Raw genomic sequence first — 18,364 nt, forward strand, 5'->3', positions numbered from 1 at the left:
GGAAAAAGAGATGTCACTCCGTTTTTTACTGGGAAGATCGGGTGCAGGGAAAACTTCGAATATATTGGACGAAATTCGCTCCAAATTGGCAGAAAATCCCGAAGGAAATCCAATTATCTACCTCGTTCCTGATCAGATGACGTTTCTATCTGAATATAAATTAATTAAAACACCAGGCCTTGCCGGAATGATCCGGACACAGGTTTTTAGTTTTAGCAGGCTTGCTTGGCGCGTTCTTCAGGAGACCGGGGGGATGAGCCGGCTGCATTTGGACAGCGTTGGCGTTAATATGTTGATACGGAAGATCATGGATGATAAAAAGGAAGAGTTAAAGATGTTTCGTCGTTCTGCTGATAAGCAGGGGTTCATTGCACAGATGGAGCTAATGCTGGCTGAGTTCAAGCAGTATTGCATCCAACCTGATGACATTCAAAACTATTTGGCCGAAACCTCACAGGCCGGCAGCGGCATTCAGGATAAACTGCATGATCTTGAATTGGTCTATCAGGCTTTTGAGGATGAAATGGTTAACAAATATTTAGATTCCGAAGACTACTTCACTTTGCTGATCGAGAAAATGGCAGGTTCTTCCTATATAAGGGATGCGGATATATATATCGATGGTTTTTATAGTTTGACTCCACAGGAATTATTGATTGTGGAAGAAATGATCAAGCTGTGCAGGAGTGTAACGATCTCGCTGACGTTAGATCAGCCCTACAGACAATACGCTCCGGATGATTTGCAGTTGTTCAGGCAAACGGGAAATCTATATCATCACCTTTATCACGCTGGATTGAGGAATGGCATACCGATTTCAGAAGATCGAATTCTAAAGGGAACGGAAAGGTTTGGAAAGAGCCCGGGACTGAATCATCTGGAAACTTATTTTGCCATTCGACCTGCACAAACTTTTGAGCAGTCGCCTGATGTAACGATCGCCCAGGCAGTTAACCGCAGAGCCGAGATCGAAGGAGTTGCCCGGGACATCTTGTCGCTGGTCAGACAGAAGCAGCACCGTTTCAGTGATATTGCGATTTTAGTCCGGAATGGAGAAGCGTACGCAGATATTTTACAAACTGTTTTTCGGGATTATCAAATTCCCTTGTTCGTCGATTCCAAACGGACGATGCTGAATCATCCTCTGATTGAGCTGATTCGTTCCACTTTGGAGATCATCAATGGCTATTGGCGCTATGAGCCGGTATTTCGTGCCATCAAGACGGAGCTTCTATTTCCGCTGCAAAATAACCACGATAGAATGCGCGAACAGGTAGATAAGCTGGAAAACTATGTGCTGGCCCGTGGCATTAAAGGAAGCAGGTGGACGTCCAAAGATCGTTGGACCTACCGGCGCTTCCGCGGACTGGAACTCGAGGACCGGAATCAAACGGATAAGGAAATGCAGCTTGAGCAAGAGTTGAATGAGCTGAAGCAATTATTTACCGAGCCCATCTTGAAGCTCTCAAAACGTGTTAAAAAGGCTGTTAATGGCAGGGAATTGTGTGAAGCCCTTTATCTATATCTTGAAGAATTGCATGTATCGGAAAAATTGGAAAAGCTGAAACAAGAGGCAGAAGCAGCAGGTGATTTGGTATCGGCAAGAGAGCATGAGCAAACATGGAATGCAGTTGTCGACCTATTGGATCAATTCGTTGAACTGCTGAGCGGGGAAGAGCTTTCCATGAAACAGTTTGCAGTTATCATTGAAGCTGGTCTGGAGTCGCTTGAATTTTCTTTGGTACCGCCGGCAATTGACCAAGTATTGGTCGCTAATCTAGATTTATCCCGTCTGGATGATGTGAAGACAGCTTTTGTCATCGGCCTGAACGAAGGGGTTTTGCCAGGAAAAGCTGTATCAGACGGGATATTTTCAGATAGTGATCGTGAGGCGCTGCTGGCTGGTGGACTTGATGTTGCCCCAAGTTCAAAAGTGCGCCTGCTGGATGAGGAGTTTACAGCGTACAAAGCCTTTACTACGCCTGCTGAGGCCCTTTATTTATCATATCCGCTTGCCGATGAGGAAGGAAAGGCACTTTTACCCTCATCTTATTTGAAACGGGTAAGGGACGTATTGCCGAACGTGTCCGATGTGTATTATATGAACGATCCGTCCGATCTGCCTGCTGAGGAACAGGTGAAATATGCTGCAAATCATGATGTTGCCCTATCGTACCTGGCTGCCCAATTGCAGCTGAAAAAAAGGAACTATCCAATCCATTCACTATGGTGGGATGTATATAATGCCATTATGGATGATGAAATGGCCGGTCCTTCAGCAACTAAGGTTTTATCGAGTCTTTTTTATCAAAATAGAACAAAGAAATTATCTGAGGAAACAAGTAAGCAATTATACGGTGAGAGCATTCTTACAAGTGTATCCCGGATGGAAATGTTCAATAGCTGCCCGTTTTCCCATTATGCCGCTCATGGCTTGAAATTGCGGGAACGGCAAATTTTCCGTTTGGATGCCCCGGATATAGGCGAGATGTTCCATGGAGCGTTGAAAATGATTTCCGATTATTTAAAGGAACATGATATTCCATGGTCTGCATTGACCCCGGAACAATGCTTGGAACTGGCCAGAATTGCTGTGGAGAGACTTGCTCCTAAACTCCAAAATCAGATTTTGTTAAGTACGAACCGCCATCACTATTTACGCCGGAAACTGGAACACGTGATTGGTCGGGCCTCGATCGTATTAAGTGAACATGCAAAGGTGAGCGGTTTTGCCCCAGTCGGATTAGAACTTGGATTCGGAAAAAATGGCGAGCTTCCTCCACTTTCTTTCACATTGAAAAACGGTACGAAGATGGAACTGATCGGGCGGATCGATCGCGTGGATAAAGCGGAAGAAGATGAGGGTGTCTATTTGCGTGTGCTCGATTATAAGTCGAGTGAAAAGGAACTGAACATGAGTGAAGTGTATTATGGACTCGCGCTGCAAATGTTGACATACTTAGATATCGTCGTCACCCATTCCAAGTCGCTTATAGGAAAAGAAGCGATTCCAGCCGGCGTTTTGTATTTTCATGTGCATAATCCTGTTGTCAAATCAAAGGGAATGCTCAGTTTGGATAAAATTGAAGAAGAAATTTATAAAAGTTTTAAAATGAATGGACTTGTACTAGATCATTCAAATGTCATTCAGATGATGGATACCTCGCTTGATATTGAAAATTCGGGTAAGTCGGATATCATTCCAGCTGGATTTAAAAAGGACGGATCGCTCCTTGCGGCTTCCAAAGTTGCCAGCAGGGAAGAGTTCTCGCTTCTGAATCATCATGTGCGCCGTATTTATCAGGAGGCTGGTGATCGAATGGTCGATGGTGATGTGGATATAACGCCATATAAATTAAAGGAAAAAACGCCGTGTACCTTCTGTTCCTTTAAATCTGTATGCCAATTCGACCAGTCACTGGAGGAAAACCAATTCAGGAATTTGGCACAGAAGAAACAAAATGACGTTCTTGAGCTATTAAGGGGGGAGGGAGAGAACGATGAGTAAAACGAAAATTCCTGCTCTGCCAGGAGACGTGACTTGGACGGAAGATCAATGGAAGGCGATATGGGCTAAAGATCAGGACATTCTGGTTGCGGCCGCTGCAGGTTCAGGGAAAACAGCGGTGCTGGTCAATCGGATCATTCAAAAAGTCATTTCCGAAGAAGATCCAATCGATGTAGATGAACTGCTCGTCGTTACATTCACCAATGCCTCGGCTGCCGAGATGCGCCATCGGGTAAGTGAGGCATTAGAAAAAGCGATCAATGATAATCCGCATTCACAGCATTTGCGTAAGCAGTTGAGCTTGATTAATCGTGCTTCGATTTCCACACTTCATTCCTTTTGTTTAGAGGTGATCAGGAAGTATTATTATCTGACGGATATTGACCCGGGCTTCCGGATTGCAGATTCTACGGAGATCCAGCTGCTCCGTGATGAAGTGATGGAAGAGCTTTTCGAGGAGCAGTATGGCCAAAGTGATAATGAAGAGTTCTTTAATTTGGTTGATGCTTTCACAAGCGATCGAAACGATGATGCGCTTCAGAATATGGTTCGATCGCTTCATGATTTTTCGCAATCGAATCCTGATCCGGCCCGATGGCTCGATGGTGCTGCTAGCATGTATGAGTTGGCAGATGATGATGGGATTGATGTTCTTTCGTTTATCGATTCATTGAAGTTTGATATTGGTTTACAATTGGACACTGCCAGGGACTTATTGGAACGCTCATTTGCGTTGACAAAAATCCCTGGGGGGCCGGCCCCAAGGGCTGAGAACTATATAGCTGATCTTGCCCTGGTTGCTAAACTTTCGGAAGTGAAGGATCAATCCTGGAACGCTCTTTATGAAGAAATCCAAAATGTGAAATTTGGAACGGCAAAACGCCTTACTGGTGGAGATTTTATCAAAGAAGTTACGGATGAGGCTACCAAGTATCGTGATAAGGCGAAGAAGATCATCAAATCGTTACAGGAAGAGTTATTTTCCCGTAAACCGGAAAGCTATCTGCGTGATATAAGGGAGCTCAAGGGCTATGTCGATACACTTGTAATGCTTGTTAAACAGTTTGACGATCGATTCTTCGCTGCAAAAGCAGAAAAGAACTTGGTGGATTTCGCCGATTTGGAACATTATTGTCTTCAAATTTTGACAGGGGAAACTGTGGATGGTGAACGAAAACCTTCAGCGGCAGCCGTAGAATATAGGAACCAGTTCAAAGAGGTACTCGTAGATGAGTATCAGGATACGAACCTGGTTCAGGAATCCATCTTAAAACTGGTGACGGCTGACGGCGAATATAATGGGAATCTTTTCATGGTTGGCGATGTCAAGCAGTCCATTTACCGGTTCAGGCTTGCGGAACCGAATCTCTTCCTTGGAAAATACACACGTTTTACTCATGATGGTGTTGATTCCGGACTGAAAATTGATTTAAACCGCAATTTCCGGAGCCGTAAGGAAGTTCTCGATGGGACCAATTTCTTGTTTCAACAGTTGATGGGCATTACAGTCGGTGAGATTGATTATGATGAAGATGCCCAATTGAAAAAAGGTGCCCCATATCCCGAAGACGATCCAAATCCGATCGAACTCCATTTAATTGATGGAACAGCCGATCCGGAAGCTCATTCGGAAACGGAAGGATCGGATGGCGGGTTTGAAGCCGAGGAGCTTGAAAAAGCACAGCTCGAAGCAAGGCAGATGGCCAAGCTCATTAAAAAGGCTATAAGCGAAAAGCATCGGATATATGATACGAAAACCAAAAAGTACCGATCTGCCACTTATCGAGACATGGTCATTCTTCTTCGATCGATGCCATGGGCACCGCAAATCATGGAGGAATTTAAAAAGCAGGGAATTCCAGTATATGCCAATTTGTCGACAGGGTATTTTGAAGCGACCGAAGTGGCCATCATGATTTCCTTATTGAAGGTGATAGATAACCCGCAACAGGATATCCCATTGGCATCCGTTCTCCGTTCACCTATCGTCGGGCTGGATGAAGAAGAGATGTCACAGGTGCGTTTATTCCATACAGGAAGCTATTACGAAGCGCTAGCTGATTTTTACAGAAAGAGTGACCCGGAAGAACATCCGGGGCTTTATGAAAAAGCCTCTGCGTTTTATAAAAAACTAGTGAAGTGGAGGAAGCTTGCCAGGCAGGAAGCATTATCAGATTTGATCTGGCTACTATACCGCGAAACGCAGTTTTATGATTTTGCAGGTGGGATGCCGGGTGGCAAACAGCGTCAGGCCAATTTAAGAGCGCTCTATGACAGGGCAAGGCAATATGAAGCAAGTTCTTTCCGCGGTCTGTTCCGTTTCTTGCGTTTTATAGAAAGGATGCAAGAACGTGGGGATGATTTAGGGGCAGCTCGGGCTTTAGGGGAACAGGAAGATGTAGTCCGGCTGATGACGATTCACTCCTCAAAGGGGCTTGAGTTCCCGATCGTGTTCATTGCCGGCCTTTCCAAGCAATTCAATATGATGGATTTACGCAAGCCCTATTTACTGGACAAGGATTATGGCTTTGCGGCAAAGTATGTGAATTCCGAATTACGGATAACTTATCCATCCCTCCCTCAATTGGCTTTCAAGAAAAAAAAGCAACTTGAATTAATTGCCGAGGAGATGCGTGTCCTCTACGTGGCGCTTACAAGGGCTAAGGAGAAGCTTTATTTGATTGCCAGTATCAATGATGCTGAAAAAACGCAGCAGAACTGGGAAAGTAATGCGGCACATGGAGAGTGGCTATTAAAGGACTATGTACGGGCAGGTGCAAAAAGTTATCTTGATTGGATTGGTCCATCCCTTGTCCGACATCGGGATTCTCTTGGTGCTGCAGGTCTTGGCTTGGAAATGGAGTCGCATCCATCGAATTGGTCCATTTCCGTCATTCCAAGTGAAGAGCTTGCTGTTCTGGATGAGGAAGAGGCACTGGTTCAAGAGCAAATGCTTGATCATGTCCAGAAATCGGAGAAGGTCGGTATCGCTTCCGAGTTTTATGATGATATCAAGGAACAGCTGGAATGGGAGTACCCAGAGCATGATGCGACGGTGTATCGTTCCAAGCAATCCGTTTCTGAACTAAAACGTCAATATGAACTCAAGGACGAGCAAAGCTCCACAGAGTTGTTGCGTAAATTTAAGCGGCCTATCACGAAGCGGCCGACTTTCATGCAAGAAAAGTCACTGACCCCCGCTGAAAGGGGTACGATTACACATTTAGTCATGCAGCATATCGATCTATCTAAAGAGATTACCATTCAATCGATTCAGGAACTGATCGTTGACTTGATTCAACGTGAGTTGTTGACGGAGGAACAGAAAGAAGCTGTGGACCCTGAGGCGATCGTCGATTTCTTTGACAGTGAAATCGGGCAAAGAATGCAGAGGGCCGGGAGCATTCGCCGTGAAGTGCCATTTACGATGTCGTTGCCTGCAAAGGAAGCTTATAGCGATTGGGCAGCTGGAGATGAAGAGATCCTTATTCAAGGTGTGATTGATTGTATCTTTGAGGATGAACAAGGTCTTGTGCTCCTCGATTATAAAACGGATACCATCACCGGCCGTTTTGCTAGCGGGTATGAAGGGGCTAAAGAGATTCTTGCCGATAGATACCGGATGCAGCTTCAGCTTTATACGAGGGCTGTTGAAGGGATAATGAATAAGAAGGTAACCGGCCGTTACTTGTTTTTCTTTGATGGCTCGCATTTATTGGAAGTATAAGAGAGAAGGAGTGTCCCATTGATGTGGGACCTTCTTTTTGGTTAAATAAACAGAATAGTTTGAAAAGGTATAAATGCTTACTATATACTAGTGGAGAAAAATACCTTTTTAAAGGAGTAGAGAAGAGTATGACGAGTGAGATCAAGAGTAAGGGGTACTTTGGTGAGTTTGGTGGAAGCTTCGTACCAGGTGAACTTCAGGAAGTTATGGATATTTTGGAAACGGAATTCCTGAAATACAAGGATGACCCGGAATTCATTGAGGAGTTTCAATATTATTTGAAAGAATATGTCGGGCGCGAAAATCCGTTAACACTTGCGAAGAATTTAACGAAAAAGGTTGGCGGGGCAAAAATATACTTGAAGCGTGAGGATCTGAATCATACAGGTGCTCACAAAATTAATAATGCGATCGGACAAATCCTGCTCGCTAAACGGATGGGTGCTAAACGCATCATAGCAGAAACGGGCGCGGGGCAGCATGGTGTGGCGACTGCGACAGCATGTGCGATGTTTGGCATGGAGTGTGTGATCTATATGGGTAAGCTGGATACGGAGAGGCAGGCATTGAATGTCTTTCGGATGGAATTGTTGGGGGCAAAGGTCGTAGCGGTCGAAAAGGGACAGGGTCGATTGAAGGATGCCGTTGATGAGGCATTGAATGATTTGGTGCAAAACTATGAAAATACTTTTTACTTGCTTGGTTCAGCAGTGGGACCACACCCATATCCAACGATCGTTAAGCATTTTCAATCAATCATAAGTGAAGAATCAAAGCGCCAGATCCTTGAAAAGGAAGGAAAGCTGCCAACTGCCATCATTGCTTGTGCAGGAGGGGGAAGTAATGCAATTGGTGCTTTTGCTCATTATATCGATGAAGAAAATGTCCGTTTAATTGGTGTAGAGCCAAGTGAAGCACCAAGTATTTCGCAAGGTGTCCCGGCAGTATTGCACGGATTCAAAAGTTTGACGTTAGTGGACGAACAAGGGGAACCAAAACCGACATTTTCCATAGCAGCCGGATTGGATTACCCAAGCGTAGGACCCGAGCACAGTTTTTTGAAAGATAGCGGACGGGCGGAGTATGTAACGGTTAAAGGGGAAGAAGCTCTTGAGGCTTTTCAGGTATTATCCAAAACAGAGGGAATCATTCCAGCTCTCGAAAGCTCACATGCTCTAGCTCACGCCTTGGAGCTGGCGAAAGAGTTGACAAGAGAGGATATACTGATCGTCAATTTATCAGGCAGGGGAGACAAAGATGTCGAGCAAGTATTTAACATGTTAGAAAAATAGGCCGAATTTAAAAGCCTCCCTGGAAAGGGGAGGCTTTTTCTTAGACTAATTATTCCCTGTAATGGGCTGGTCGACCCCATTGACATCAAGGACATTACTACCATTCAGGCCATTGGCCGTAAAAACGATTGCAGCTGTGTTAGCTGAACCAGATCCGGTGACAGTTTTGCTGGAAGATTTCGGCGAAATGACGGCTGCATCCCCGAATAACAGGTTTCCTTCCGCGATATTGAATATTTGGATTGGACCGACAATAGCTGGCATATGAATTCCTCCTTTTAAAATTTAAGTGGTGTTGGTTGAACCCTCAATTGGTGTCTCTTCGGTTTTTTTAGGAATCTCCCGAATGTGTTTCACTCTTGATTCCATACGTGCATGGCCTACGTTCCCCACACCAACTACAGATGAGGTTGATATCCCGATTATATTGATATTGCCGACCCGTATGAAGGGATTCGGATTTGAAAAACTTGATATGACTGGTTCATTCAATCTCGGAATATAAAATGGTCTCTTGGAAATTTCATAATCTTCGAAATGAATATCGACTGACTGGAAAGTTTCGCTTTTCTTCTGGATTGCCAAGGCAAATGATTTTCCGTCAATATAAGAACAGTCTCCAATCTGCATGGTGGAGCTAAAAATGAGTGTCTTGGAAGATATAGACTTTACTTTTGATATTCTTGAAAACATCTCTTTTATCCTTTTGGAGCAAATGGGACGAATGGTCCGATGATAAGGGATTCCGGCGGGGTATCGAATGCGGAAGATAGTTGGACCGTTTGTACATCCCCTATGAGAAATAAAGCAGAGCTTGCTACACCGGTAATTTTAATATCTCCTACGCAAAGCTGGTGATTGGTTACATTAAACTCCATTTGGATTTCCTCCTGTATCGGCTTGTGAATGGGTAATGAATTGAAATAATGCGGTTTGAATATCGGATTTCACCTTTTCCCTGATCTTTTCCTTGATATTATCCCTTTGCTGCGGAGCACGTTCCGCGTACGAAAGATTATCGAAATACATATTGATTCGTTGATGCAGCTGGCGTTCGACGTCCTGCTTAATAAAGTCATGATAAGAGGGTTCCAATGATATTTTCAGCTGGTTTTCCGCATCGTGAATCATATTTTCCAAGTCTGAAAGTATATCGTTGTGAATTTCCTCGACGACGATCTCCCTGCCTGGAAATAGGTTAGGGCCAGGTTGAACAGGTTGGTTGTTGACGGCAAATTCATCAATGTTGTTAAGATCAGTTGGATTTAAACCGATATTCAAAGTTCCATCTAGAGATTCGACCTTTAACTGATCGAATTTATATTCAATTTTATCTACATGGATTGGCGGTTTATTTTTCAGCTCGGCTAGTTCATCTTTCAGGCGTTTGAGTTCGTGTTCAAGTTTCATGATCCGTTTATCCTGGGCTTCAAGAAAACGCTGCATTTGTATGGAATATGAATATAGATCCTGATTCACGATTCAACACCCCACCTTCACAATAAGTTAATTTTATATAAGACAGTATATGAAAAAGTTGGAGGTAGGTGAATGCCTATGAACTAGGAGCGGGTAAACGGGACGAAACTGGTTGATGGGACTACATCAGCTTCAATTTGTGGAGCAGGCTCAGTGAATCCACCAGTATTGGCTAAGGTGGAATATGGTTTAATAACCCCGGCGCTTCCTATTTGAAAAACGGATGAATTGGCGATGCTTTCAATTTTTATCATATTGATTTGTATGGTCTGGTGAATATTGAAGATCATGCTGACTCCTTTCTTAAAACCATTAGAGATTTAAGACCAGTGGCTGATCGACACCATCTGTATCATTTGTATTTGTGGTGCTGTAGGCATTATAGAGGGATATGGATTCACCTGTATTAAAAGAGCCAGCACCTGCAAACGTTTTTGAGGTGGTATATGGACTAATCTTAAAGACGTCCCCAATATGGACAATTCCACTGCTACCGACGTTGATAACTTGAACGACTCCTACGATGGCTGGCAAGAAAATCACCCTTTTTTTATTCTGGTTTTTCCCTTGAATCTCAGGCCATGAGCCTATCACTGAAGGGAGTTTCAAGGTATTGTATGTTGGCTCATGATTGATGTGATTCATCTGCCTACTAATATATTGTTATATAACAATGGTAAATGTTATTGGAATATTGATAACAGATATGGTAATATAATGCTAATTCAGAATCTTCAAATAAAATTAGAGGTGAGGAAATGAATGTACCATTAGTTTTATCGCATTTCTTGGATCGAGCAGCCTTACTATATGGCGATAAGAAAGCCATCATTGGAGATGACAAGGTTTTAACCTACTCAGAGTTGAAAGGCCGTGTAAACCAGCTTTCAAATGGTTTAAGGGACCTTGGAGTCAAAAAGGGTGACAAGGTGGCATATTTGGCACCTAACTCAATTGAAATGCTTGAAGGCTTTTATGGGGTATTTCAGCTTGGGGCAGTAATCGTTCCATTGAATATCCGTTTGAAGCCTGCCGATTATGTATTCATTTTGAACCATAGCGATTCAAAGGTCCTTTTCGTAGATCAGGAATTGTATCATCTAATTTCCCCTGTCAAGGATGAACTTGAGTCGGTGGAGCACATAATCGTTCATTATAAAAATGAAGAGATAAATGAAACCGATTACAACTATTGGCTGGAACGTTATGATAACAAGTGCTTCAACCGGGAGTCCGTGGATGAAAATGATGTTTCGAGTCTCCTTTATACTAGTGGGACCACAGGAAATCCCAAAGGGGTGATGCTGACTCACCGCAACAACTATTTGCATGCCCTGGGCGCGATGCATCATTTCAGGGTCAATGACCGCGATACATATTTGCATGTACTGCCGATGTTCCACGTGAATGGGTGGGGTGCCCCATTTTATTATACGGCAAATGGTGCAACTCAAGTTTGTTTGAGGAAAACCAGCCCCGAAATGATATTTGATGCACTGCAAAAGCATAAGGTTTCCATAATGCATATGGCACCCACGGTTCTGAATTCGCTGTTTCAATATTATGAACGGAATGTTCCGAATATCGAGCAGGATATCCGAATCGTCGTTGCGGGTTCCGCACCGCCTCCTGCATTCGTTACAAGGGTGGAAAAAGAGTTAGGCTGGGAATTCATTCAAATTTACGGAATGACTGAATCAACACCGGTTAGTCTGATATCGCTGATTCGTTCTGAATTCGATGATCTTTCTGAAAAAGAAAAATACAGAATGAAGGCGAAAGCCGGATATCCCATCATAGGCAGTGAGGTAAAGGTCATCCGTGGCAATGGGGAGGAAGTGGCCCATGATGGCGTGGATATCGGGGAGCTCATCGTCCGCAGTCATGGAGTGATGTTAGGTTACTGGAAAAATGAAGAAGCGACAAGCCAGACACTAATAAATGGATGGCTGCATACTGGGGACATGGCCACAATCGATGAAAATGGCAATGTTGATATCGTTGACCGCAAAAAGGATATCATCATTAGTGGCGGAGAAAATATCTCTTCCATAGAAGTGGAAGGAGTACTCTACGAACATCCGGAAATTCTTGAAGCGGCAGTCATTGCCGTTCCGCATGAAAAATGGGGAGAGACGCCGCATGCCTTCATTGTGCCAAGAACGGGCGTGGAATTAACGGAGGATGATATAAAGTCCTTCACACGGGAAAAACTAGCTCATTTCAAATCAGTTACCAGTGTATCGTTCGTCGATGAGCTTCCAAAAACGGCATCGGGGAAAATACAAAAAATCCATCTCCGTAATGATTACTGGGAAATTAAGGGGAAATCAGGAAGATTCGTTAATTGATGCCTCGCTAACGCTGGTCAGAAATGATCAGCGTTTTTTCTGTTTCCCTTTAAATTCGGTTTCATATTAAACTATGAAGAGTAACTCATGCCATTGTTGGATATGGACGGTCATTTTAGGAGCACTGGAATTTGTTTCGAAAAAAGCATCCTGTTTAACGATAAAGTGTTACTATTATAAAATATTTCAAATTATTATAATTTTTCTTTTTCATCATGTTGATTCAAAGATTTTTGGATTGTGGGGGAGAGCATTGAAACGTATTCATTATAGCTGGGTTATTTTAATCATAACCTTCTTCTCGATTATTGTAGCGGGAATCGTTAGGTCATCATCGGGAGTATTCATCGTACCATTTGAAAGTGAGTTCGGGTGGGACCGGTCCGTCATTTCTTTAGCCTTCGCCATAAGTCTTTTTCTTTATGGATTATCGGGTCCATTCATGGCCGCTCTAATTGAAGTGCTTGGATTGAAGAAAATGATGGTATTGGCCATGTCCACTTTATTGGCAGGGATTTTCCTCACTTTTTTCATGGAGCATGAGTGGCAGCTCATTTTAATTTGGGGAATTATCATTGGATTGGGTTCTGGAGTGTTTTTAACGGTTTTGAGCCCATATGTGGCAAATCGTTGGTTCGAGAAGAGGCGGGGGCTGGCGGTAGGGATACTCACGGCAAGTACAGCCACAGGCCAGCTCATTTTACTTCCGGTTTTAGCCATCATCATTGAGAATTATTCATGGAGATGGGCGATTGGATTAATTTTGATCCTTAGCTTGATCATGCTGGCAATCATCCTTTTATTCATGAAAAACAATCCGATGGAAGTTGGCACTCTTCCATATGGATTAGAAGAGGAAAGTCAGGAGGCTGTTATAGTCCAAAAGAAGAACCCCATCGCCATGGCTTTTCAGTCATTGATTGAAGCAGTGAGAGTGAAGGAATTCTGGTTATTGGCAGGAAGCTTTTTTATATGCGGTCTTTCAACGAGCGGGTTGATCGGCACACATTTCATTTCTTACTGCATTAGTTTTGGTTTACCGGTTGTGACGGCAGCATCACTGCTATCTTTCATGGGAATCTTTGATTTGATTGGTACGACTGTATCCGGGTGGTTATCAGATCGTTTCGATAACCGTTGGCTGTTGTTTTGGTATTACGCTCTAAGGGGTGCTTCCCTCGTATTACTTCCTTTTGCGCTAAATGAAGGCTCTATCGGTCTATTGATAATCTTCTCCGTTTTTTATGGCTTGGATTGGATAGCCACCGTTCCTCCAACCATAAGCATTTCAAGGCAAGTCTTTGGCATGGAGAAAAGCGGGATTGTATACGGTTGGATATTCGCGGCCCATCAGGTGGGTGCAGCAGTGGCGGCGTACGGTGGAGGGCTTATCTTCAAAATATTCAATTCCTATACATGGGCATTCTTTCTTGCAGGAATCTTTTGCTTATTGGGCAGCTTGTTTGTCATACTGATAAAAAAGCAAAAAGCGGTCACAAAAGTTAGAGATGATGCAATGGAGTTATAGAAAAGATGCTAAATCTGTATGGATGAAAGAGGGTGTACGGTATGAAGGGCACAATGGTACCATTGCAGGAAAATAAACGGATCGTAAGCATCGATGTTTTACGTGGATTAGCCATTTTAGGTATTTTTTTAGTGAATATGCCTTCTTTCCACTCTCCGCTCTTGTACATAGATGGTGCCGAGCGGTGGTCCGAGGGATGGGACAGGATTTTGTACAGATTCAGTGATATTGTCGCACAGGCCAGCTTTTATCCGTTATTCGCCTTTCTGTTCGGTTTCGGGGCAATCATACTAGCTGTAAGGACTGAAGAAAAGGGTATTTCATTTCCTTTACTATATATGAAAAGGCTAAGTTTCCTGCTGATACTCGGGTGCATTCATGCTTTTTTCATCTGGCATGGGGACATCCTCATTAATTATGCTGTATTTGGGTTTGCATTTTTATTTTTTTATAAAATGAAGGGCAGGAATTTAATTCTGCTAGGCTCGGTTTGTTATGTCCTGCCTTTTGCGATATTGGGTTCGCTATTTCTTATATTGGGCATTTTTGATAGGGAAGGGATGGCAATAACGACTGATTCGGCGATGATGAAACAGTCTTTGGAAGTTTATCAATCTGGTACATTTACGGACATAATGAGTCAAAGGGCACTGGATTGGTATATGGTGAATAACCCTTTTAATGCCATTATCCTTTTTTTATCGATTTTTCCGTTTTTTTTAATTGGAGCAGGCGTTGCAAAACAAGGCATTATCCAAAATCCAACCCAATATAAACGACAATTGAAGATGATTTCGATTGTAAGCTTATTATTGGGCATGTCAATTAAGATTCTGCCATATGTGACGGTTTACCATTTTGGTACGATATTCGTGCAGGATTATTTGGGAGGGCCGTTACTTACGATTTTTTATATCACGGCAATTACGCTTTTGGCGGAACAGGCAGGGGCTTTCCGCCTCTTACACCCGCTTTCGTATATCGGAAGGATGTCGATGAGCAATTACTTGTTCCAATCGATAGTATGTACGGCCATTTTTTATTCATATGGCCTTGGCTTATATGGATCAGTCTCTTATACGACAGGATTTGTTTTCTTAATAGCCCTGTTTTGCCTCCAAATTCTGCTTTCCTTATTGTGGATGGGGCTGTTTAAATACGGACCGGTTGAATATATATGGCGTTTGGTTACATATGGTAAAAAGCCGGTTATGCGCAGGTAGGGACCAGTTAAGAAGAAATGTAAATGGTGTTCATTAAATTGTTGGTTTTACCCGTTCAGGTGATTCCTTAGTTTTGTTTTTTTGTAAAAGCCTATGATATGATGAAATGGAAACTGAACGAGGGGGAAAAAAAATGACACATATGCATATTACGGCTTGGGTTATCGGAATCATTCTTTTCTTTGTCACATATTCGATGCTTAAAGGTGGAAATCCGAAAGCGAAAATGCTACATATGATAACACGGTTGTTCTATCTATTGATTTTCCTGACTGGCGGTATGCTGATCACTGATTTTGGTGCTTACGCAGTAAAAATGATTGTTGGAATCATCGTGATTGCGGCGATGGAAATGGTGCTGGTCCGTACGAAAAAAGGGAAAAGCACAAGTGCCATGTGGATATTGTTCATCGTAGCGCTTATATTCGTCCTTTATTTAGGGCTTTCGCTGCCACAAGGAATGGACTTTTTTTAATACTGAATTGAAGACGGGTAAATGAGGAAACCTCATTTACCCGTTTTCTTTTATCCTTTATTGTGAATTCACTTTCTCAATGACGATCCTTTTTCCAGTGTTCAGGGTGAATTCAAAACGATCGTGATCCTTTTTCCCATAAGAAAAGTGGTGCTGGACGAGGCATATTTGGCTCTCATTATCAAAGGTGAAGAAATTCACGCCGGACTGGTTAGGGACGGCCCTTAAAAAGGTGAGCTGGTTATAACTATATATACAATCATAAATAGAAAAATCAAGTGAATTCAATGTCGTTACAAATTGGAAAAAGGAATCATCGTTCAATTCTTCCAATAAACGTTCAAAAGAGTAGAGCAGTTTTTTGCGTATCCGAATGGGCTCATTTTCCCTTAAGAAGGTGATTTCCCGGTGAAGCAAGATTTTCCCCTCTTCTTCAACTACTCCTTGCTGCCAGCGCCCACCCCTGTACACTTCAATGATGCTATCAACGTGGTCTTCAATGGAGCAGGCCTCATCTGTTTCATCATCGAAAAAAATCCATTGTTGATTGATATTTTCCACTGTTCCTTCGGTAAAAGCTCTTGTTTGCCTGTTCATTAACTTGATTCGTTGTTGCTGACTCATACATATACCTCCAATAGTGGAATCCTCACCTACTTTTTAGTCAAAATCCAATGAAAATATAACTGTATATTTTAAAATTTTATGGACAAATAACCATCTTTCCGTCTTTGCATAGGCTATGTTTAAACACGGGATGCTTTGCTCAACAATTCATTAACAACGCCGGGCGATGTGGGCAGGGTAGTCCTACGGAATTGCTGATCGGTACTTAGGGACTGTAAATCTTTTTTAAGACAGGGAGCCAATCTATTTTTGATGGTCCGGATAGAAAGGATGAAGTGTAAAATGTGTGGGATAACAGGCTGGGTGCATTTTCAAAAAGATTTACGGACAAAAACGAAAACACTGGAAAACATGACAAAAACGTTGGCAAAGCGGGGGCCAGACGAAGAAAATGTTTGGAGCGAAGCCCATGTTGCCTTTGGTCATAAACGGTTAACGGTTGTCGATGCGGAAGGCGGAAAACAGCCGATGACGAAAAATCACGAAAACGGCAGATATACACTTTGTTATAATGGTGAGCTATATAACACCGAGGATATTCGTAAACAGCTATTATTAAAAGGATATTCCTTTAACGGTCATTCTGATACAGAAGTTTTACTAATTTCTTATATAGAATGGAAAGAAAAATGCATTGACTTGTTCAATGGGATTTTTGCATTTGCGATTTGGGATGAAAAGGAACAGAAATTATTCGTTGGAAGAGATCGCATGGGAGTAAAACCATTCTTTTACGCGGAAAGGGACGGCGGGTTCATTTTCGGATCGGAGCTTAAGGCGATTCTGGCCCATCCGGATGTTAAAACGGAGATTGACCGCGAAGGGTTGTCTGAAGTTTTTGGTGTTGGTCCATCCCGAAAGCCAGGTTCAGGCGTATTTCATAATATCCAGGAATTAAGGCCTGCCCATGCGCTTACCTTATCAAGGAAAGGCCTCCGGATTTGGAGATATTGGAATGTGAAAAGCGAAGAACATCGGGATACTCTTGATGAGACGGCCGAGAAGGTTCGCTTCCTTGTCGAAGATGCAGTCACACGGCAACTTGTATCAGATGTTCCGCTGTGTACCTTCTTATCGGGAGGGCTTGACTCAAGCTCGATAACAGCCATTGCGGCAAACGCCTATCAAAAAGAAGGAAAAGGCCAGCTTCATACGTATTCCATCGATTATGAAGACAATGAGCGCTATTTTAAGGCAAATGACTTTCAGCCTAACTCTGATGGGTATTGGATTAAAAAGATGTCGGATACCTTTAATACGGTTCACCATTCATCGATCATCACTCAAGAGCAGTTGACGGATTATTTAACGGAAGCTGTACTTGTAAGGGACCTCCCAGGCATGGCGGATGTCGATTCTTCTTTACTTTGGTTTTGTAAGGAAATCAAGCGGGATTTTGTCGTAGGCCTATCCGGCGAATGTGCGGACGAAATTTTTGGCGGTTATCCTTGGTTTCATCGTGAGGATGATTTGAATCGTGCTGGTTTTCCATGGATGAGATCGACCGGGGAGCGGGTATCATTATTAAAAACGGAATGGCGCGAGAAATTGAAGCTCGAGGAATATGCGCAGGAAGCTTATTTGACCACCCTTGCCGAAACGCCTAAATTGGAAGGGGAAAGCGGTGTGGCAGCAAAGCGGAGAGAGCTTTTCTATATGAACTTATTATGGTTCATGACGACGCTCCTTGACCGGAAGGACCGGATGAGTATGGGTGCAAGTCTAGAGGTGCGCGTTCCATTTGCCGACCATCGCCTTGTTGAATATGCATGGAACATTCCTTGGGAAATGAAAATGGAAGGCAACCGTGAGAAGGGTATTCTAAGGAAGGCGTTGGAGGGGCTGTTACCTGATGAGGTATTGTATCGTAAAAAAAGTCCATATCCAAAAACCCATAACCCTATTTATACAGACCGTGTGCAGGCGTGGTTGAAAGACTTACTTACGGATAAAAATTCGGTCCTGCATGAGTTTTTCGATAAACAGAAGCTAACCGATATAGTAGATTCCAAGGGTGCCGCTTTTAAAGTGCCGTGGTTCGGGCAATTGATGTCAGGTCCACAGTTGCTTGCTCACTTGGCACAAACCCATGTATGGTTCAAAGAATATGATATCCAAATAATCGATTGAAAAAAACGGGGCGGATGACTTTCA

At 43.1% G+C, this 18,364-nt stretch carries 15 protein-coding genes; 8 read left to right on the forward strand and 7 right to left on the reverse strand.

The annotated features are described in order from the left end of the window. Positions 1-10: 10 nt before the first annotated feature. The 3 genes from addB (at position 11) to trpB (ending at position 8,527) form a co-directional block, all read left to right on the forward strand. On the forward strand, positions 11-3,508 hold the full coding sequence (gene addB / locus AC3ISB_RS06090; protein ID WP_480339965.1) for a helicase-exonuclease AddAB subunit AddB: 3,498 nt from the start codon (positions 11-13) through the stop codon (positions 3,506-3,508). After that, on the forward strand, positions 3,501-7,235 hold the full coding sequence (gene addA, locus AC3ISB_RS06095; protein WP_489275827.1) for a helicase-exonuclease AddAB subunit AddA: 3,735 nt from the start codon (positions 3,501-3,503) through the stop codon (positions 7,233-7,235). Before addB ends, addA begins: the two co-directional genes overlap by 8 nt. 128 nt (positions 7,236-7,363) lie before the next feature. Further along, the gene (trpB, locus tag AC3ISB_RS06100) at positions 7,364-8,527 is read left to right on the forward strand and encodes a tryptophan synthase subunit beta (RefSeq protein ID WP_098371337.1); all 1,164 of its coding nucleotides are present in this window, start codon (positions 7,364-7,366) and stop codon (positions 8,525-8,527) included. A 45-nt stretch (positions 8,528-8,572) separates the two neighbouring features. On the opposite strand, the gene AC3ISB_RS06105 is transcribed toward trpB, so the two are convergent. The 6 genes from AC3ISB_RS06105 to AC3ISB_RS06130 form a co-directional block, all read right to left on the reverse strand. Continuing rightward, on the reverse strand, positions 8,573-8,791 hold the full coding sequence (locus AC3ISB_RS06105; RefSeq protein ID WP_141993122.1) for a spore germination protein: 219 nt from the start codon (positions 8,789-8,791) through the stop codon (positions 8,573-8,575). Positions 8,792-8,812: 21 nt separating this feature from the next. Beyond that, positions 8,813-9,220 carry a spore germination protein GerPE gene (locus AC3ISB_RS06110; RefSeq protein WP_098371335.1) on the reverse strand — a complete coding sequence of 136 codons (408 nt, stop codon included), beginning with the start codon at positions 9,218-9,220 and terminating at the stop codon, positions 8,813-8,815. Positions 9,221-9,225: 5 nt separating this feature from the next. Further along, positions 9,226-9,405, reverse strand: a complete 180-nt coding sequence (locus AC3ISB_RS06115) for a spore gernimation protein GerPD (protein ID WP_098371334.1) — start codon at positions 9,403-9,405, stop codon at positions 9,226-9,228. After that, the gene (gerPC, locus tag AC3ISB_RS06120; protein ID WP_480339968.1) at positions 9,395-10,006 is read right to left on the reverse strand and encodes a spore germination protein GerPC; all 612 of its coding nucleotides are present in this window, start codon (positions 10,004-10,006) and stop codon (positions 9,395-9,397) included. Before gerPC ends, AC3ISB_RS06115 begins: the two co-directional genes overlap by 11 nt. 83 nt (positions 10,007-10,089) lie before the next feature. Beyond that, positions 10,090-10,296, reverse strand: coding sequence for a spore germination protein GerPB (locus AC3ISB_RS06125; protein WP_098371332.1), 207 nt, complete (start codon positions 10,294-10,296; stop codon positions 10,090-10,092). 22 nt (positions 10,297-10,318) lie between these two features. Further along, positions 10,319-10,540 carry a spore germination protein gene (locus AC3ISB_RS06130; RefSeq protein WP_098371407.1) on the reverse strand — a complete coding sequence of 74 codons (222 nt, stop codon included), beginning with the start codon at positions 10,538-10,540 and terminating at the stop codon, positions 10,319-10,321. Between the two features lie 224 nt (positions 10,541-10,764). On the opposite strand from AC3ISB_RS06130, the gene AC3ISB_RS06135 reads away from it, so the two are divergent. The 4 genes from AC3ISB_RS06135 (at position 10,765) to AC3ISB_RS06150 (ending at position 15,583) form a co-directional block, all read left to right on the forward strand. After that, positions 10,765-12,357 (forward strand): long-chain-fatty-acid--CoA ligase, encoded by a 1,593-nt coding sequence (locus tag AC3ISB_RS06135; RefSeq protein WP_480339969.1) that lies wholly within the window; start codon positions 10,765-10,767, stop codon positions 12,355-12,357. Positions 12,358-12,610: 253 nt separating this feature from the next. Beyond that, positions 12,611-13,885, forward strand: coding sequence for an MFS transporter (locus tag AC3ISB_RS06140; protein WP_141993125.1), 1,275 nt, complete (start codon positions 12,611-12,613; stop codon positions 13,883-13,885). Positions 13,886-13,926: 41 nt separating this feature from the next. Further along, entirely contained in the window at positions 13,927-15,108 is a 1,182-nt protein-coding gene (locus AC3ISB_RS06145; protein ID WP_480339970.1) for a DUF418 domain-containing protein, read from the forward strand. Positions 15,109-15,241: 133 nt separating this feature from the next. After that, positions 15,242-15,583 carry a YisL family protein gene (locus tag AC3ISB_RS06150; RefSeq protein WP_063232221.1) on the forward strand — a complete coding sequence of 114 codons (342 nt, stop codon included), beginning with the start codon at positions 15,242-15,244 and terminating at the stop codon, positions 15,581-15,583. A 57-nt stretch (positions 15,584-15,640) separates the two neighbouring features. On the opposite strand, the gene AC3ISB_RS06155 is transcribed toward AC3ISB_RS06150, so the two are convergent. Further along, the gene (locus AC3ISB_RS06155; RefSeq protein WP_076367203.1) at positions 15,641-16,207 is read right to left on the reverse strand and encodes a DUF2777 domain-containing protein; all 567 of its coding nucleotides are present in this window, start codon (positions 16,205-16,207) and stop codon (positions 15,641-15,643) included. A 285-nt stretch (positions 16,208-16,492) separates the two neighbouring features. Here AC3ISB_RS06155 and asnB point away from each other — a divergent pair, with 285 nt between their 5' ends. Next, positions 16,493-18,340 carry an asparagine synthase (glutamine-hydrolyzing) gene (gene asnB, locus AC3ISB_RS06160; RefSeq protein WP_098371328.1) on the forward strand — a complete coding sequence of 616 codons (1,848 nt, stop codon included), beginning with the start codon at positions 16,493-16,495 and terminating at the stop codon, positions 18,338-18,340. Positions 18,341-18,364: the final 24 nt, after the last annotated feature.

It is taken from the genome of Peribacillus sp. GL_122 (genome assembly GCF_057835005.1).